The 17,097-nt window shown below is 72.4% G+C and carries 15 protein-coding genes; 10 read left to right on the top strand and 5 right to left on the bottom strand.

The window, feature by feature from the left end:
- Nucleotides 1-64 precede the first annotated feature (64 nt).
- The 5 genes from AQJ84_RS24890 to AQJ84_RS24870 all read left to right on the top strand — a co-directional run bounded on the left by AQJ84_RS24890 (nucleotide 65) and on the right by AQJ84_RS24870 (nucleotide 5,440).
- The gene (locus AQJ84_RS24890) at nucleotides 65-1,075 is read left to right on the top strand and encodes a sugar-binding transcriptional regulator (protein WP_030038591.1); all 1,011 of its coding nucleotides are present in this window, start codon (nucleotides 65-67) and stop codon (nucleotides 1,073-1,075) included.
- Nucleotides 1,076-1,199: 124 nt separating this feature from the next.
- Entirely contained in the window at nucleotides 1,200-1,514 is a 315-nt protein-coding gene (locus tag AQJ84_RS24885) for a barstar family protein (RefSeq protein ID WP_030038592.1), read from the top strand.
- A 131-nt stretch (nucleotides 1,515-1,645) separates the two neighbouring features.
- A complete protein-coding gene (locus tag AQJ84_RS24880) occupies nucleotides 1,646-3,088 on the top strand; it encodes a GuaB1 family IMP dehydrogenase-related protein (protein WP_030038593.1) in 1,443 nt (480 codons plus the stop codon).
- Nucleotides 3,089-3,489: 401 nt separating this feature from the next.
- Nucleotides 3,490-4,977, top strand: coding sequence for an amino acid permease (locus AQJ84_RS24875; RefSeq protein ID WP_030038594.1), 1,488 nt, complete (start codon nucleotides 3,490-3,492; stop codon nucleotides 4,975-4,977).
- A gap of 10 nt (nucleotides 4,978-4,987) precedes the next feature.
- The gene (locus AQJ84_RS24870; protein ID WP_053192400.1) at nucleotides 4,988-5,440 is read left to right on the top strand and encodes an Lrp/AsnC family transcriptional regulator; all 453 of its coding nucleotides are present in this window, start codon (nucleotides 4,988-4,990) and stop codon (nucleotides 5,438-5,440) included.
- Nucleotides 5,441-5,459: 19 nt separating this feature from the next.
- On the opposite strand, the gene AQJ84_RS24865 is transcribed toward AQJ84_RS24870, so the two are convergent.
- Complete coding sequence (locus tag AQJ84_RS24865; RefSeq protein ID WP_053192402.1) at nucleotides 5,460-5,909, bottom strand: hypothetical protein; 450 nt, start codon at nucleotides 5,907-5,909, stop codon at nucleotides 5,460-5,462.
- Nucleotides 5,910-6,102: 193 nt separating this feature from the next.
- On the opposite strand from AQJ84_RS24865, the gene AQJ84_RS24860 reads away from it, so the two are divergent.
- Entirely contained in the window at nucleotides 6,103-7,305 is a 1,203-nt protein-coding gene (locus AQJ84_RS24860) for an MFS transporter (protein WP_030038598.1), read from the top strand.
- On the opposite strand, the gene AQJ84_RS24855 is transcribed toward AQJ84_RS24860, so the two are convergent.
- Complete coding sequence (locus AQJ84_RS24855) at nucleotides 7,274-7,870, bottom strand: hypothetical protein (RefSeq protein ID WP_030038599.1); 597 nt, start codon at nucleotides 7,868-7,870, stop codon at nucleotides 7,274-7,276. The two genes, AQJ84_RS24860 and AQJ84_RS24855, sit on opposite strands and share 32 nt — an antisense overlap.
- 299 nt (nucleotides 7,871-8,169) lie before the next feature.
- On the opposite strand from AQJ84_RS24855, the gene AQJ84_RS24850 reads away from it, so the two are divergent.
- Together AQJ84_RS24850 and AQJ84_RS24845 are read left to right on the top strand one after the other, a co-directional pair.
- Nucleotides 8,170-8,958: a carbon-nitrogen hydrolase family protein gene (locus AQJ84_RS24850; RefSeq protein ID WP_030038600.1), complete on the top strand. Its 789-nt coding sequence runs from the start codon at nucleotides 8,170-8,172 to the stop codon at nucleotides 8,956-8,958.
- Between the two features lie 55 nt (nucleotides 8,959-9,013).
- The gene (locus tag AQJ84_RS24845) at nucleotides 9,014-10,711 is read left to right on the top strand and encodes a flavin monoamine oxidase family protein (protein ID WP_053192404.1); all 1,698 of its coding nucleotides are present in this window, start codon (nucleotides 9,014-9,016) and stop codon (nucleotides 10,709-10,711) included.
- Between the two features lie 14 nt (nucleotides 10,712-10,725).
- Here AQJ84_RS24845 and AQJ84_RS24840 read toward each other — a convergent pair whose 3' ends face one another.
- Nucleotides 10,726-11,436 carry a DUF5995 family protein gene (locus tag AQJ84_RS24840; protein ID WP_053192407.1) on the bottom strand — a complete coding sequence of 237 codons (711 nt, stop codon included), beginning with the start codon at nucleotides 11,434-11,436 and terminating at the stop codon, nucleotides 10,726-10,728.
- A 179-nt stretch (nucleotides 11,437-11,615) separates the two neighbouring features.
- Here AQJ84_RS24840 and AQJ84_RS24835 point away from each other — a divergent pair, with 179 nt between their 5' ends.
- Nucleotides 11,616-12,740 carry a glycoside hydrolase family 6 protein gene (locus tag AQJ84_RS24835; protein WP_053192409.1) on the top strand — a complete coding sequence of 375 codons (1,125 nt, stop codon included), beginning with the start codon at nucleotides 11,616-11,618 and terminating at the stop codon, nucleotides 12,738-12,740.
- Nucleotides 12,741-12,829: 89 nt separating this feature from the next.
- Here AQJ84_RS24835 and AQJ84_RS24830 read toward each other — a convergent pair whose 3' ends face one another.
- Nucleotides 12,830-14,287: a uracil-xanthine permease family protein gene (locus tag AQJ84_RS24830; protein WP_030038608.1), complete on the bottom strand. Its 1,458-nt coding sequence runs from the start codon at nucleotides 14,285-14,287 to the stop codon at nucleotides 12,830-12,832.
- A gap of 148 nt (nucleotides 14,288-14,435) precedes the next feature.
- The gene (locus AQJ84_RS24825) at nucleotides 14,436-15,647 is read right to left on the bottom strand and encodes an MFS transporter (protein WP_030038609.1); all 1,212 of its coding nucleotides are present in this window, start codon (nucleotides 15,645-15,647) and stop codon (nucleotides 14,436-14,438) included.
- Between the two features lie 128 nt (nucleotides 15,648-15,775).
- Between AQJ84_RS24825 and AQJ84_RS24820 the strand changes: the two genes are divergently transcribed.
- Nucleotides 15,776-16,987, top strand: a complete 1,212-nt coding sequence (locus tag AQJ84_RS24820) for an ROK family transcriptional regulator (protein WP_053192411.1) — start codon at nucleotides 15,776-15,778, stop codon at nucleotides 16,985-16,987.
- The last annotated feature ends 110 nt before the right edge of the window (nucleotides 16,988-17,097 follow it).

The raw sequence follows: 17,097 nt of genomic DNA, 5'->3' as shown, positions 1-17,097 counted from the left end.
TCTGCAAGGATGAACGGCGAATCCAGAAATGTGAACAGCAGTGAAGGAGATCGCCGTGTCGGGTATGTCGGCGGGCCGGTCAGCCATGCGGATGGGACCCGCTGAGCTGGTGCAGGCGGCGGCCATGGCCCGCCGCTTCTACCTCGAGGGCAAATCCAAGATCCAGATCGCGGAGGAGTTCGGCGTCAGCCGATTCAAGGTGGCCCGGGTACTGGAGACCGCTCTCGAACGGGATCTCGTACGGATCGAGATCCGCGTGCCGGCCGAGCTGGACGCGGAGCGCTCCGACGCGCTCCGCGCCCGCTACGGCCTCAGGCACGCCGTCGTGGTCGAGTCCCCGGCCGAGGCGGAGGAGACGCCCGACCCCGAGAACCTGGGGGAGGTGGCCGCCGACCTGCTCGCCGAGCTCGTCAACGAAGGTGATGTGCTGGGCCTGGCCTGGGGCCGGTCCACGATTCACATGGCGGCGGCGCTCGACCGGCTGCCACCGTGCACGGTGGTGCAGTTGACGGGCGTGTACGACGCCGGGACCGCCGAGCGCGGCTCGGTGGAGGCGGTGCGGCGCGCCGCCCAGGTGTCGGGCGGGGACGCCCACCCCATCTACGCGCCGATGCTGCTGCCGGACGCGGCGACCGCGGCGGCGCTGCGCAACCAGACCGGGATCGCCCGGGCCTTCGAGTACTTCGACAAGGTCACGGTCGCCTGCGTCTCCATCGGCTCCTGGGAGCCGGGCATCTCGACGGTGCACGACATGCTCAGCGACGAGGAGCGGGCGCACTACGCCTCGCTCGGTGTCGCCGCCGAGATGTCCGCCCACCTCTTCGACTCCGACGGCCGTCGGGTCGGGCGGGACCTGGGCGAGCGGTGCATCACCGTCAAGACCGACCAGTTGCGCCGGGTCCCCGAGGTCGTCGCGATCGCGGGCGGGCAGCGCAAGGCGGCCGCGATCGACGCGGTCCTGCGGTCCGGGCTCGTCACCAGCCTGGTGACGGACACGTCGGCCGCGGACTACCTGATGGCGGCGGGGCCGGCGCCCAAGCCCGCGCTGAACAGGGCTGACCCGGACGGGGCCTGACGGATGGTCACGAGGGGGCGAGTCCGTGGCGGCATGCCGCCACGGACTCGCCCCCTCGGCCGTCCACGGACGGCGCGACCCGCCACACCGATGATCACCACAACTCCTCCCGGGCGGTGCTGAGATGACGGAACTCGTGGTCACGCTGGACCTCGACGGGGTGACGAACAAGGCGAGCCTGATGGACCGCTGTGCCCGGGCCCTGGAGCTGCCCGACTGGTTCGGGCACAACTGGGACGCGCTGGCCGACAGCCTCGGCGACCACACCGTCTGGCCCGAGGGGGCCGTCGAGAGGGGGCTGCTGATCGTCGTACGTCACTGGCAGCCGTACGCGAAGGTCCGCCCGGACGAGTGGGAGATCGCCGAGGAGGTGTTCTCCCAGGCCACGGAGCGCACCGAGGCCCTCACCGTGGCGCTCGCCCTTGGAGGTTCCTCCTAGGACCCCTCTGACCTGCCTGGATGATTCGCCCGGGCATCGCATTCCGGCAGACATGGGACAATGAAGTACGTGCTCTTCCCCCTGGCTGACCTGTCCGGGGGCCACCTCTGAACGACTGGGATGTGCAGCACGTGCGTTTCCTCAACGACATCCAGCCCCCGTACGACCTGACGTACGACGACGTGTTCATGGTCCCCAGCCGTAGCGCGGTCGGCTCGCGGCAGGGCGTGGACCTCAGCTCCCCGGACGGCACGGGCACCACGATCCCGCTGGTCGTCGCCAACATGACCGCGATCGCCGGGCGCCGCATGGCCGAGACGATGGCCCGTCGCGGCGGACTGGTCGTCATCCCGCAGGACATCCCGATCGAGGTCGTCACCGAGGTCGTCTCCTGGGTCAAGAGCCGCCACCACGTCCTCGACACGCCGATCGTGCTGGCCCCGCACCAGACCGTCGCCGACGCGCTGGCCCTGCTGCCCAAGCGCGCGCACAACGCCGGTGTGGTCGTCGACGAGGAGCAGCGGCCCGTCGGTGTGGTCACCGACCAGGACCTGACCGGCGTCGACCGCTTCACCCAGCTCGAAGTGGTCATGTCCAAGGACCTGCTGCTGCTCGACGCGGACATCGACCCGCGCGAGGCCTTCAACCGGCTGGACCACGCCAACCGCCGCTACGCCCCCGCCGTCGACAAGGACGGCCGCCTCGCGGGCATCCTCACCCGCAAGGGCGCCCTGCGCGCCACGCTGTACACGCCCGCCGTCGACGCGCAGGGCAAGCTGCGCATCGCCGCCGCCGTGGGCATCAACGGCGATGTCGCGGGCAAGGCGAAGCAGCTGCTCGACGCGGGTGTCGACACGCTCGTCATCGACACCGCGCACGGCCACCAGGAGTCGATGATCAGCGCGATCAGGCTGGTGCGCGACCTCGACCCGCGGGTGCCGATCGTGGCCGGCAACATCGTCGCCGCGGAGGGCGTGCGGGACCTGATCGAGGCCGGCGCCGACATCATCAAGGTCGGTGTCGGACCCGGCGCCATGTGCACCACCCGCATGATGACCGGCGTCGGCCGGCCGCAGTTCTCGGCCGTCGTGGAGTGCGCGGCCGAGGCGAAGAAGTACGGCAAGCACGTGTGGGCCGACGGCGGCGTCCGGCACCCGCGCGACGTCGCCATGGCACTCGCCGCCGGCGCGTCCAACGTGATGGTCGGGTCGTGGTTCGCGGGCACCTACGAGTCGCCGGGCGACCTCCAGCAGGACTCCAGCGGGCGTCTCTACAAGGAGTCCTTCGGCATGGCGTCGGCGCGTGCCGTGGCCAACCGCACGTCCGAGGAGTCGGCCTACGACCGCGCCCGCAAGGCCCTGTTCGAGGAGGGCATCTCCACCTCCCGCATGTTCCTCGACCCGTCCCGGCCGGGCGTGGAGGACCTGATCGACTCGATCATCGCGGGCGTCCGCTCCTCCTGCACCTACGCCGGCGCCGGCTCCCTGGAGGAGTTCGCCGAGAAGGCGGTCGTCGGCATCCAGAGCGCGGCCGGCTACGCCGAGGGCAAGGCGCTGCACGCCAGCTGGAGCTGACCCGTCAACGTCACTGCGTACGGCCCCCGTTGATCCCGCCCGCCGGGAGAACCGGGGGCCGTACGCGTGCGCGGGGCGGTGCCGGTCGCCCGTGGAGATCACCGGCTGCGTGCCGCGCGACGACCGGGCCGACGCCTGCTCGTCCCGCGTCGGAGATCCGCTCCGGGCAGCCCCCGCGCAACACTCCGAAGCCCCCGCGCAACGAACACCCACACCCCTGCGATGAACGCAACGATCTTGCGGGTAGGCGCAAGGTTGCCGCATTACGACCGTGATGCCCTGGCTCGTAGGGTCATGCGCTGTACGTGGCGTGGCGGGGACCCCGCTCGGTGGGTTCCTGCTCGCGCAGGGATGCCGCCGGTCCCCGCCGCCCCCAGAGGCAGCGACAAAGGAGTCAGCGCGTGCTCGACCAAGGCGCACCCCCGCAACATCCCCGTCAGACCGCCCCCTCGTCCCCGGGGCTCGGTGCGCGCCTCATGCGTCGCAAGCCGGTGGAACGCCTGGTCGCGGAGGGCGGCCAGGGCGAGGGAGGCAGCCTGCGCCGCTCTCTCGGCCTGTGGCAGCTGACCATGATCAGCATCGGTGCCACCCTCGGCACCGGCATCTTCGTCGTCCTCGGCGAGGCCGTCCCCAAGGCGGGCCCGGCCGTCACCCTCTCGTTCGTCATCGCCGGCCTCACCGCCCTGTTCTCCGCTCTCTCCTACGCCGAACTGGCGGGCACCATCCCGGTCGCCGGATCCTCCTACTCGTACGCCTACGCGACGATGGGCGAACTGATCGCCTGGATCTGCGGCTGGTGTCTGGTCCTGGAGTACGGCGTCTCGGTCGCCGCCGTCGCCGTCGGCTGGGGCGAGTACCTGAACGAACTGCTCGACGGCACCGTCGGCGTCACCATCCCGGCCGCGCTGTCCGCCCCGCCCGGCGACGGCGGCGTCTTCAACCTGCCGGCACTGATCGTCGTACTCCTGGCGATGGCGTTCCTGCTCGGCGGCGCCCGCGAGTCCGCCCGCGCCAACACCGTCATGGTCGTCGTGAAGATCGCCGCGCTGGTGCTGTTCTGCGCGATCGGCGTCCAGGGCTTCCGCTCCGGCAACTACGAGAACTTCATGCCGCTCGGCATGGCCGGGGTCAGCGCGGCCGGGGCGACGCTCTTCTTCTCGTACATCGGCTTCGACGCGGCCTCCACGGCCGGCGAGGAGGCCAAGGACGCCCAGCGCGACCTGCCCCGCGCCATCATGCTGTCCCTCGTCATCGTGACGGCTTTGTACGTCCTGGTCGCCGCCGTGGCCGTCGGCGCGAAGCCCTGGCAGCGGTTCACCGACTCCGAGGCCGCGCTCGCCCAGATCATGCGCGAGGTCACCGGCCAGACCTTCTGGGGCACCCTGCTGGCCTTCTGCGCCGTCATCGCCATCGCGAGTGTCGTGCTGACGGTGCTCTACGGCCAGACCCGCATCCTCTTCGCGATGTCCCGGGACGGGCTCATGCCCAGGGTCTTCGGCCGCGTCCACCCGAAGACCGGCGCGCCCCGCGCCAACACCGTGATCGTGTCCCTGTTCTGCGGTGTCCTCGCGGCCGCCGTCCCGCTCGGCCAGCTCGCCGACGCCACCAGCATCGGCACCCTCTTCGCCTTCGGGCTGGTCAACATCGCCGTCGTGGTGCTGCGCCGGACCCGCCCGGACATGCCGCGCACCTTCCGGGTGCCGCTGTCGCCGGTGCTGCCCGCCCTCGGCCTCGGCTTCTGCGTGTGGATGATGGGCAGCCTGTCGGCCGTCACCTGGGTGGTCTTCGGAGTCTGGATGGCCGTCGGGCTCGTGTTCTACTTCGTGTACGGCCATCGCCGCTCCCGTCTCGCGGCAACACCATCAGCAGAAGCACCAGAAGTGAAGTGAACGACCCGCAGTGCTGAACGATCTCGACGAACGCATCGTCCACGCCCTCGCCGAGGACGCCCGCCGCTCCTACGCGGACATCGGGCACCTGGTCGGCCTGTCCGCGCCCGCCGTGAAACGGCGGGTGGACCGGCTGCGTGCCACCGGGGCCATCACGGGCTTCACCGTACGAGTGGACCCCTCGGCCCTCGGCTGGGAGACCGAGGGGTTCGTCGAGATCTACTGCCGGCACAACACCTCGCCGGACACCATCCGGCGGGGCCTGGAGCGCTACCAGGAGGTCGTGGCCGCGTCGACCGTCACCGGCGACGCGGACGCGGTCGTCCAGGTCTTCGCCTCCGACATGCGCCATTTCGAACGGGTGCTGGAGCGGATCGCGGGGGAGCCGTTCGTGGAGCGGACGAAGTCCGTGCTGGTGCTGTCGCCGCTGCTGCGCCGTTTCTCGTCGGGTTCGCCGACCTGAGCGAGCCGGCCGGCCCGGGCTACTCGGTGCGCCGGCGCACCGCCGACAGCAGCCGCCGTACGCCGACCGCGTGCCCGCCCGTGCCGATGACGAGCAGCCGGTAGAGGCGGCCGGCCGGGCCGGGGAACCGGGCCCGCGTCTCGGCCCGCAGCCGGGTGCGGCCCGAGCCCGCCGCGTCGAGGCGGAAGACCAGGGCGTACGTCGAGAAACGGTGGCGCCCGACCAGGACCAGCTCCCGGCCGGGCGCGGCGGAGGCCACCCGGAAGCCGGGCACCGTCGAGCCCTCGGCCGGCGGGCGGGGCCCCGACGCCGTGCGGTCCGCGCAGCCGACCAGGCGCGCGTACCCGGCCGGCCGGCCGCCGGAGAACGCCTGGTCCAGCACCTCGCCCAGCCCGCGCCAGACGGCGTCGGCGTCCGCCGCCACCAAGGTGGTGTGCTCGTCGACGTGCGGAAGGGCGGCGATCTCCATCGGGACTCCTTCGGTCGGCCGTCTCCCGGGCGGGGGTGTTGTTGCCCGTCCGGCATTCTCGCTGGGCAGCGGGTCGCCCACTGGCTACCATCGGTGCCATGACCTGGCGACATTGATCCACCAGCCGTGCCTCCCGAGGGCCGCCTCGGACGCCGTACCCCCGGTGTCCGATTCGTCCCTGCGGGAAGGCCTCATGACACTCTCACCTGCGCGTGTGCCCGACACCACCGGCACACGGCGGCTCACGACCACGCTGTACGGCTACGCGTTCCTCGACGAGTTCGTCCTGTTGTACCCGGTGTACGCGCTGCTCTTCAGTGACACCGGTCTGTCCCTGTGGCAGATCTCCTCCCTGTTCGCCCTCTGGTCGATCACCGGCGTGCTCCTTGAGGTCCCCTCCGGGGCCTGGGCCGACGCCGTGTCCCGACGGACCCTGCTGTGGGTCGGCCCGCTGCTGACCGCCGCCGGCTTCGCCCTGTGGGTGACCGTCCCGTCGTACGGGGCCTTCGCGCTCGGCTTCGTCCTGTACGGCGTCGGGGGAGCGCTGGGCTCCGGCGCGCTGGAGGCGCTGGTCTACGACGAGCTCGACCGGCTCGGCGCCGCCGACCGGTACGCGCGCGTGATGGGCCGGGCCCGGGCGGCGGGCCTGGTGGCGGTCATGGCCGCGATGGGACTCGCCGGCCCGGTGTTCGTGTTCGGCGGCTACCCGGCCGTGGGCGCGGCGAGCGTGCTGGCCTGTGTGCTGGCCGCAGCCATCGCGACCCGGTTCCCGGAGCACCGGGTGCCCGGGGCGGCCGGCCACGACAGCTGGACCGCGTCCCTGCGGGCCGGACTGACCGAGGCCCGGCGGGATGGCTCCGTACGCGGCGCCCTGCTGCTCGTGCCGGCCGTCGCCGCGGTGTGGGGCGCGCTCGACGAGTACACCCCGCTCCTGATCCGGGACACCGGGGTGGCCGACCAGACGGTGCCCTACCTGCTCCTGGTGGTCTGGGCCCTGGTCTCCGTCGCCGGTCTGCTGGCCGGCGCCGCCGAGCGCCTGGGCACCACCGGGCTGGCGGCGGTGCTGGCCGGCGGTGCGCTCGCCCTGGCCGTGGGCGCCGCGGCACGCACCCCGGCCGGCATCGCCCTCGTGGGCCTCGCCTTCGGCTGCTTCCAGCTCGCCGAAGTGCTCGCCGACGTCCGGCTCCAGCACCGCATCGACGACACCAGCCGGGCCACCCTGACCTCGGTGGCGAGCCTGGGCACCGAGCTGGCCACGATCGCCGTGTTCGGCGTCTACGTGGTGATCGGTACGTCGGCCGCGCACAGCACGGTCTTCGCGGCGCTCGCCGTGCCCTACCTGCTCACCGCGCTGGTCCTGGCGGCTAGAGGGCGGGGTGCCAAGGCACGACGGTGAAGTTCCCGGTGCCCTTCCTGACCTTCTCGAAGGGCGCCGACCCCACGCACTTCGGCAGGTCCTTCGGGCCCAGGCCCTCGGTCGTCGCCCAGCTGTAGCCGAGCCGGTCGCGGCGGCCGAGGTCGTGCACCGTGATGCCCACGCGGGTGCCCTTCGCGCCGGGCAGGTCCGTGTCGGTGACGACTCCGGACACGACGGCCACCTTGCCGCCGGTGACCAGGCAGTCGACCTTCGCCTTCGCCCGGGCACCCTCGCCGTCGAGGTAGTGGCTCCACTCGAAGGTGCCGGTCGCCTTCATCGGATCGTCCTTGTGCTTCGCCGAGAGGTGCGCGTCGAAGGAGAAGGTGATGTCGTCGCCGGCCGAGCGGTAGAGCTTGGCGGTGCCGGTCAGGGCGGCGGCCTCCCGGGTCCCGCCGTCGGCCGTGGCGGCCGAGGCGGTGTGACGCAGCTTGCCGCCCGCGGCCGTGGCGGCCTCACGTGGCTCGTCGTCGACGGCGGCGGCCGTCGCACCGGTGGTGAGCAGCAGCGCGGCACCGAGCACGGCGATCTTCGCACGGCGGTTCATGGTGTTCCTTTCCGCAGGTGAACCGGACAGCCCTCACTCTTCCGGCGCCCGCCCTCCGCCACATCGCACCAGGGACGGCACCTCCCCTCCGCCGCCCGGCGGGGACGCCCCCGGCGACCTGAGCCCGAAGGAGGAGCCGGGCTACGACCGAGGCACGCAACGAATCGCCGCCGCAGGCCTCGCGCACGCAACGATCCGCTCACCGGCGCGCAACGGCTCCTTCTTGTCCGCCCGAGCCCGCCGCCCGTACCGTCTACGTGGCCCCCACAACCACTCCTTTCGCCCGGTGAGGAACACGCATGCGCACCGCCCTGCTCCAGAGCTCCGGCCGCCCAGGCTCGAGCGTCGGGAACCTCAAGGTCCTCGACGAGGCCGCGGGCCGGGCCGCCGCCTCCGGGGCCGCGCTGCTGGCCGCGCCGGAGATGTTCCTCACGGGCTACGCCATCGGCGAGGACATCGGCCGCCTCGCCGAGCCCGCCGACGGCGAGTCCGCCGACGCGGTCGCCGAGATCGCCTCCCGACACGGCCTCGCCATCGCCTACGGGTACCCCGAGCGGGCCGCGGACGTGGTGTACAACTCCGCCCAGCTGATCTCCGCCGACGGCACCCGCCTGGCCAACTACCGCAAGACCCACCTCTTTGGCTGCTTCGAGCGCGACCACTTCACGCCGGGCGAACAGACGGTCGTACAGGCCGAACTCGGCGGTCTGCGGGTCGGCCTGATGATCTGTTACGACGTCGAGTTCCCGGAGAACGTCCGCGCCCACGCCCTCGCCGGTACCGACCTGCTGCTGGTGCCGACCGCGCAGATGCACCCGTTCCAGTTCGTCGCCGAGTCGGTGATCCCGGTGCGGGCCTTCGAGAGCCAGATGTACGTGGCGTACGTCAACCGGGTCGGTGCGGAAGGGGAGTTCGAGTTCGTCGGGCTCTCCACGCTGGCCGGCCCCGACGGCGTCGCGCGGACCCGTGCCGGACGCGAGGAGCAGCTGGTGTTCGCCGACGCCGACCCCGTCTTCCTGGCCGCGTCCCGTGAGGCGAACCCGTATCTGCGGGACCGCCGCCCCGGCCTGTACGGGTCCCTGGTCTGACCTTCCTGACCTCCCTGATCTTCCCCGCATCTTTCGCGCAAGGAGTCCGCACCCCATGACGTCCACCGTGCCCAACGCCGTCGAGCACGCAGACGAGCAGCAGCCGCCGATCACCATGTTCGGCCCGGACTTCCCCTACGCGTACGACGACTTCCTCGCCCACCCGGCGGGACTCGGCCAGATACCGGCGACCGAGCACGGCACCGAGGTCGCGGTCATCGGCGGCGGACTGTCCGGCATCGTGGCCGCGTACGAGCTGATGAAGATGGGCCTCAAGCCGGTCGTCTACGAGGCCGACCGGATCGGCGGCCGGCTGCGGACCGTCGGCTTCGACGGGTGCGACCCCTCCCTCATCGCCGAGATGGGCGCGATGCGCTTCCCGCCGTCCTCCACGGCCCTCCAGCACTACATCGACCTCGTGGGACTGGAGACCCGGCCCTTCCCCAACCCCCTCGCGGAGACCACCCCTTCGACGGTCGTCGACCTCAAGGGCGAGTCCCACTACGCCGAGACGGTCGACGACCTGCCGCAGGTCTACCGGGACGTCGCGGCCGCCTGGAACAAGTGCCTCGAGGAGGGCGCTGACTTCTCCGACATGAACCAGGCGATGCGCGAGCGCGACGTGCCGCGCATCCGCGAGATCTGGGCGAAGCTCGTCGAGAAGCTCGACAACCAGACCTTCTACGGCTTCCTCTGCGACTCCGAGGCCTTCAGGTCCTTCCGGCACCGCGAGATCTTCGGCCAGGTCGGCTTCGGCACCGGCGGCTGGGACACCGACTTCCCCAACTCCATCCTGGAGATCCTCCGCGTCGTCTACACCGAGGCCGACGACCACCACCGCGGCATCGTCGGCGGCTCCCAGCAGCTGCCGCTGCGGCTGTGGGAGCGCGAGCCGGAGAAGATCGTGCACTGGGCCTACGGCACCTCGCTCGCGAGCCTGCACGAGGGCGGCGAACCCCGCCCGGCCGTGACCCGGCTGCACCGCACCGCCGGCAACCGGATCACGGTGACGGACGCGAACGGCGACATCCGCACCTACCAGGCGGCGATCTTCACGGCCCAGTCCTGGATGCTGCTGTCGAAGATCGCCTGCGACGACTCGCTCTTCCCGATCGACCACTGGACGGCGATCGAGCGCACCCACTACATGGAGAGCTCCAAGCTCTTCGTCCCCGTCGACCGGCCGTTCTGGCTCGACAAGGACGAGGAGACCGGCCGGGACGTCATGTCGATGACCCTCACCGACCGGATGACGCGCGGGACCTATCTGCTCGACGACGGCCCGGACAAGCCCGCCGTCATCTGCCTGTCGTACACCTGGTGCGACGACAGCCTGAAGTGGCTGCCGCTGTCCGCGAACGAGCGGATGGAGGTCATGCTGAAGTCGCTCGGCGAGATCTACCCGAAGGTCGACATCAGGAAGCACGTCATCGGCAACCCGGTGACGGTCTCCTGGGAGAACGAGCCCTACTTCATGGGCGCCTTCAAGGCCAACCTGCCCGGCCACTACCGCTACCAGCGGCGCCTGTTCACCCACTTCATGCAGGACCGGCTGCCCGAGGACAAGCGGGGCGTCTTCCTCGCCGGTGACGACATCTCCTGGACGGCCGGCTGGGCCGAGGGCGCCGTCCAGACCGCGCTGAACGCGGTGTGGGGAGTCATGCACCACTTCGGCGGAACGACCGACGCGACCAACCCGGGCCCGGGCGACGTGTACGACGAGATCGCGCCCGTCGAGCTGCCGGAGGACTAGACCGGGGAGCCGGCTCAGCGGTCGGGCAGCGGCGTGAGCAGCATGCGGCCCGCCAGGCCCACCGCCGCGTCCAGGCGCTCGGTGAACTCCTCGGCGACGTCGGGCAGTCGGCGCAGCACCCACAGCGCCCGCGCCGCGGTCCAGGTCGCCTCCCGGGCGCGCTCCAGGCTCCACGAACCGAGCAGATGGGTGAGCGGGTCGGCGATCTGGAGGAGGTCGGGACCCGGCATCAGCTCTTCGCGGATGCGCTCCTCCAACGACACGAGGAGATCACCCACGCGGTCGAACTCACCCTCCACGTCGGCGGGTTCGCAGTGCAGGGTACGACAGGTGTCCACCACGGCGAGCGCCAGGTCGTGCCCGATGTGCGCGTTGATGCCCGCGAGCGCGAACTGCAGCGGTCGTACGCCGGGATGGCGGCGGAACTGGAACAGCGGCCGCCAGCAGGCCGGCGGGCGCCGCTCGTCGGCAGCCGCCTCCACGGCCTCCAGGTAGCGCTCGGCGAACCGCACGTCCAGCGTGATCGCCACCCGCGCGTCCCCGAACCGGCCGCTGTCGATACGCCGGTCGACCGCCTCGGTGACGGCGAGGTAGACGCGGTTGAAGACCGCGAGCCCGTCGCCCTCCGGCAGCGTCGCGTCGAGCGCGCGCATCCGGGCGACGACCCCGTCGACGGGAGTGGTGACCGGCTCGACGGGGGCGGTGACTTGTTCGCATTGCACCATGTGGGCAGAGTCGCAGCTTTAGGCTGGCCCGGGTACCGGCGGGCCCGACGCTTCCCCAGAACGGGGGAACGCGCCCGCCGTGGGGGAGCACGAGGGGGGGCTGCACCGTGTCAGGCTTACGTGCGCGGCGGCTGGCCGCACGGCGGGCCGAACGCAGGCGGACCGCGTGGCGCGGCGCCATGGTCGCGGCGGCCTCGGTGGTGGTCGCGATCGGCACCGCGACCGGGATGCTGTCCGCCCTCGACGACCGCCGCGACGCCGACGAGGCGAGGGGCGGGGTGACCAGCTCGCCGTACCTGGCACCGCTGCCGGCCGTACCGACGCCGTCCGCCTCCCCCGCCGCGAGCGGCTCCGCGTCGCCGTCCCCGAAGAAGAAGGCGAGTCCCACGCCGTCCCCCACGCAGAGCGAGAAGCGGGAGGAGCGGCGCACCGCCGCCGCGTCCACCCGGCTCTACCGCCATCCCGAGTCCCAGGTGCTCGACTGGGTCCGCGCCCACGACGGCGACGCGCGGCACGCGGTCATCGCCTCCCGGATAGCCGACCAGCCGGCGGCGGTCTGGTTCGCCGACTTCACGCCGTCGACCATCACCTCCCGGGTCCGCGCGGTCACCTCGGGCGGCAGCGCACAGGCCCGGGTGCCCGTCGTCGTGCCGTACGCCATCCCCGCTCGCGACTGCGGCGGCGCCTCGCAGGGCGGCGCGCCCGACCTCGCCGCCTACGACGGCTGGATCGACGCCTTCGCCGCGGGGCTGGGCTCCGGGGAGGTCATCGTCATCCTGGAGCCCGACTCGGTGGCCCAGGCCGAGTGTCTCTCGGCGGGCGAACGCGCCCGCCGCTTCGCCTCGTTGGCCCGCGCGGGCCGTGTCCTCAAGGCCGCCAACCCCAAGGCACGGGTCTACTACGACGCGGGCCACTCCGGCTGGCACGCCGCCGCCAAGCAGGCCGGCTGGCTCCGGCAGGCGGGCGCGTCCTCGGCCGCCTCCTCCGACGGTGTCTTCAGCAACGTCTCCAACTTCCACCGCACGGCCGACGAGATCGCCTACGACCGGCAGGTCCTCGCCGCCCTGGGCGGACCGTCGAGCCTCGGTGCCGTCATCGACACCAGCCGCAACGGCAACGGCGCCCCGGCCGACGGCGAGTGGTGCGACCCGTCCGGCCGCAAGATCGGCCGCACGCCCACGCTGAACACCGGGGAGTCGCGGATCGACGGCTATCTGTGGGTGAAGCTGCCGGGGGAGTCGGACGGTTGCAAGGGGACACCTGGGACGTTCACGCCGTCGTACGCCTACGAGTTGGCGCGCTGAGCGGACCGCCGTGGCTCACCCGCGCGCACCAGGGCAGGGCCGTCCGCAGCCGACGGAGCCGGACGTCCCCACCCGCGATGCTCGTCCCGCTACGAACCGTCCGCCCGGCCCGCCGCCTTCTCGTCGAGCGCCTTCTCCTCGTGTGCCTTCTCGTCGTGCGCGTTCTCGTCGTGCGCGTTCTCGTCGTACGACGATGTCCCCTCGTCGAGCAGGGGCTGCTGTGTCTTGAGGTGGGCCGGCGCGAACGCGCGCAGCGCGTGGTAGCCGATGATGACGACCAGGGTCCCCAGGGCGATACCGCTCAGGGAGAAGGTGTCGGTGAACTCCATGGTGACGTTGCCGACGCCGATGATGATGCCCGCGGCGGCCGGCACCAGGTTGAGCGGATTGCGCAGATCGACCTTGGCGGTGATCCAGATCTGCGCACCGAGCAGGCCGATCATGCCGTAGAGGATGACGGTGATGCCGCCGAGGACACCTCCCGGGATCGCGGCCACGACCGCGCCGAACTTCGGGCAGACGCCGAAGAGCAGGGCGAAGCCGGCGGCGGCCCAGTAGGCGGCCGTGGAGTAGACGCGGGTCGCGGCCATCACGCCGATGTTCTCGGAGTACGTGGTGTTGGGCGGGCCGCCGACCGCGGTGGACAGCACGGAGCCGATGCCGTCGGCGGAGATCGCCGTACCGAGCTTGTCGTCCAGCGGGTCGCCGGTCATCTCGCCGACCGCCTTGACGTGCCCGGCGTTCTCGGCGACCAGGGCGATGACGACGGGCAGCGCGACCAGGATCGCGGACCACTCGAAGGACGGCCCGTGGAAGGTCGGAAGGCCGATCCAGTCGGCGTGGCCGACGGCGGAGAGGTCGAGCCGCCAGTGGTCGGTGAGCTTGCCGCTCGCGTCCACCGAGTGGATCCGCCCGAAGACCCGGTCGAAGACCCACGAGACGCCGTACCCGAACACCAGGCCGAGGAAGATCGCGATCCGGGACCAGAACCCACGCAGGCAGACGACGGACAGAGCGGTGAAGGCCATGACCAGCAGGGCCGTCCACTGGTCCTGCGGCCAGTACGTCGAGGCGGTGACCGGCGCGAGGTTGAAGCCGATCAGCATCACCACCGCGCCGGTGACGATCGGCGGCATCGTGGCGTGGATGATCCGCGCCCCGAAGCGCTGCACGGCGACACCGACCAGGAACAGCGCGACACCGACGACCAGGACCGCGCCGGTCACCGTGGCGCTGTTACCGCCGTCGGCGCGGATGACCGCGGCCACGCCCACGAAGGACAGCGAGCAGCCCAGATAGCTGGGCACCCGACCCCGGGTGGCGAGCAGGAAGATCACGGTCGCGACGCCCGACATCATGATCGCGAGGTTCGGGTCGAGTCCCATCAGGACCGGCGCCACGAACGACGCCCCGAACATGGCCACCACGTGCTGGGCGCCGAGCCCGACCGTGCGGGGCCAGGAGAGCCGTTCGTCGGGGCGGACCACCGCTCCGGGCGCCGGCGTGCGTCCGTCGCCGTGCAGTTTCCAGCGGACGCCAAGATCCATGGTGCGGTTTCGCTTTCGTCGTGCGTGCGGGTCCGGCCCATTCTCACGTGAGAGAGCCCGGGCCATTCTCACGCCCTGCGCACCAGCACCCGGGCGCTGGTGCGCAGGGACGCGGAATCCCTGTGCCCCGCGCCGTGGAGCGAGTGGTTCAGGGCCGCGGGTCGGCGACCGCCGCGGACCGCCGGCTGACCTTGGGCCGGTCCCGGTCCCCCGAGCGCAGCACGCCCGCGAAGACCACCAGCCCGCACGCCAGCACCGTCACCAGCCCGAACGACACCGTCAGGCTGGTCGCCTCGGCCAGCCCGCCGATGGCGCTCGGCGCGATCAGGCCCGAGGTGTACGTGATGGTCGCGACACCGGCGATGGCCAGGCTGGGGTTCGACCCGCTGCGGCCCGCCGCGGCGAAGCACAGCGGTACGACGACCGCGATGCCGAGGCCCATCAGCGCGAACCCGCTCATCGCCAGGGCCGGGTGGTTCGCGACGACGATGAGCACTCCGCCGAGGACCGCGAGGACTCCGCCGACCCGCACCGTGCGCACGGAGCCGTACCGGTCCACCACCTTGTCGCCGACGATCCGGGCGATCGCCATGGTGAGCGTGAAGCCCGTGGTGCACGCGGCCGCGAGGCCCGCCGAGCTCTCCAGCTGCTCGCGCAGGTACACCGCCGACCAGTCGAGGCTCGCCCCCTCCGCGAACACCGCGCAGAACCCGACCGCGCCGATGAGCAGCGCCGACCGGGGCGGCAGCGCGAACCGGGGCGGCGGGTCCTCGTCCTCGGCGGGTTGCAGGTCGAGCACCCAGGAGCACGAGGCGACGCCGACCACGGTCAGCACCCCGGCCGCCAGCGCGTGGTGCAGCCGGGCGTCGGCGCCCAGGTGCGCGGCGAGGGTGCCGGCCGCCGAGCCGATCAGGGCGCCCGCGCTCCACAGCCCGTGCAGGCCGGACATGATCGACCGGCCCAGCCGGTTCTCGACCTCGACGCCGAGCGCGTTCATCGCGACGTCCGCCATGCCGGCCGTGGCCCCGTAGACGAACAGGGCCAGGCAGAGGGTGAGGAGGTTGGGGGCGAGGGCCGGCAGGACGAGGGACAGGGTCCACAGGGCGATCAGGCCGCGCAGGGCGTTCCGGGCGCCGAACCGGTGGGTGACGCTGCCCGCGAGCGGCATCGCCAAGGACGCGCCGAGTGCGGGGAAGGCCAGGGCGAGGCCCAGCTGTCCCGCGCTCACCGACGCATGGTCCTGGATCCACGGCACCCGGGTCGCGAACGAGCCGGTGACAGCCCCGTGCACGGCGAACACGGCGGCCACGGCGTACCGGGCCCGCCTCACCTCGACCTGCTCGTAGACCACGTCACTCATTCTCCGGTCCCTCCCGGGTTCTCGGGTCCCCACTCGCGATCGCGTAAACTATCAGGAAGCCTGCCTGATAGATAGCGGGATATCCGGCCCCCGGCTGCCAGGCCCCGCCGATCTGGAAGGATCCCGGCATGCCCGCATCCCCGAGCACCGCCCGGGCCATCAACGACCGAGTCGCCCTGCGCCTGCTGCAGCAGGAGGGCCCGTTGACGGCAGGGCAGCTGAAGCAGCTCACCGGCCTGTCCCGGCCGACCGTCGCCGACCTCGTCGAACGGCTCATCGCCTCCGGCCTGATCGCGGTGGTGGGGGAGTCGGGCGAGCAGCGGCGCGGGCCGAACGCGAAGCTGTACGGGATCGTCGCCGACCGCGCCCAGTTGGCGGCGCTGGACGTCCGTACCGAGGGAGTCGCGGTCCTCGTCTCCGACCTTCTCGGCCGGGTGCTCGCCGAGGCGTCCGTGCCGATCGGCGACGACGCGGGCACCGGGCCGGCGGTCGAGCAGGCGGTCGCCCTCGTCGAGCGGGTGGCGAAGGAGGCCGGCGCCGACCGGCTGCACACCCTCGGCATCGGCGCGCCCGGTCTGATCGACCCGGTGAGCGGCGACCTCCGCGACTCCTCGGGGCTGCCCGAATGGCACCGGCAACTGGTGGCCGCGCTGCAGGAGAGGTTCCCCCAGGCCCGGGTCAGCGTCGAGAACGAGACCAACCTCGCCGCCGTCGCGGAGCAGCGCGACGGCGCCGCCCGCGACCGGGACACCTTCGTGCTGCTGTGGCTCGGCGTGGGTATCGGCGCGGCGGTCGTCCTCGACGGGGCCCTGCGCCGGGGCGCCTCCGGCGGGGCGGGCGAGATCGGCTTCCTGCCGGTACCGGGGACCGTCGGCCTGCCCTCGGCGACCGGCTGCGACGGCGGCTTCCACTCCGTCGCCGGGGCGGGCGCGATCGCCGCACTCGCGGCGGAGCACGCGGTGACGGCGCCCTCGTCCGCGGCGGAGCCGCACGCCGCGGCGCTGGTGCGGACGGCTGTCGAGGCGGTGGCGGACGCGGCCCCCGAGGCCGATGCCGCGGCGGACGGCTTCCTCGACGCGCTCGCCGACCGCGTCGCCCTCGGCGCCGCCGCCGTGATCTCCGTACTGGACCCCGGCTGCGTGGTGCTGGCCGGCGAGACCGGCCGGGCGGGCGGCGAGGTCCTGGCCCGCCGGGTCCAGGAACGTCTGGCCCGGCTGTCCCCCCTGCCCACGGAGGTACGGGCCAGCGCCCTGGGCGGCCAGGCCGTGCTGCGCGGTGCGCTGCTCACGGCGCGGGACCGGGCGCAGGACGAACTGTTCGCGCCCCGCGGAAGCGGCTGATCCCGACGCCGAAAGCCGAAGACGGGGGTGCGAAGGGCTCTGGCCGCCGCCGAGTCAGCCGGTCGCCGCCGCGGAGGAAGCCGGTCGCTGCCCCCGAGGGAACCGGGTGC

The organism is Streptomyces resistomycificus (assembly GCF_001514265.1).
Taxonomy (GTDB): Bacteria; Actinomycetota; Actinomycetes; order Streptomycetales; family Streptomycetaceae; genus Streptomyces; species Streptomyces resistomycificus.
This window is presented reverse-complemented; position numbering and strand designations above follow the sequence as displayed.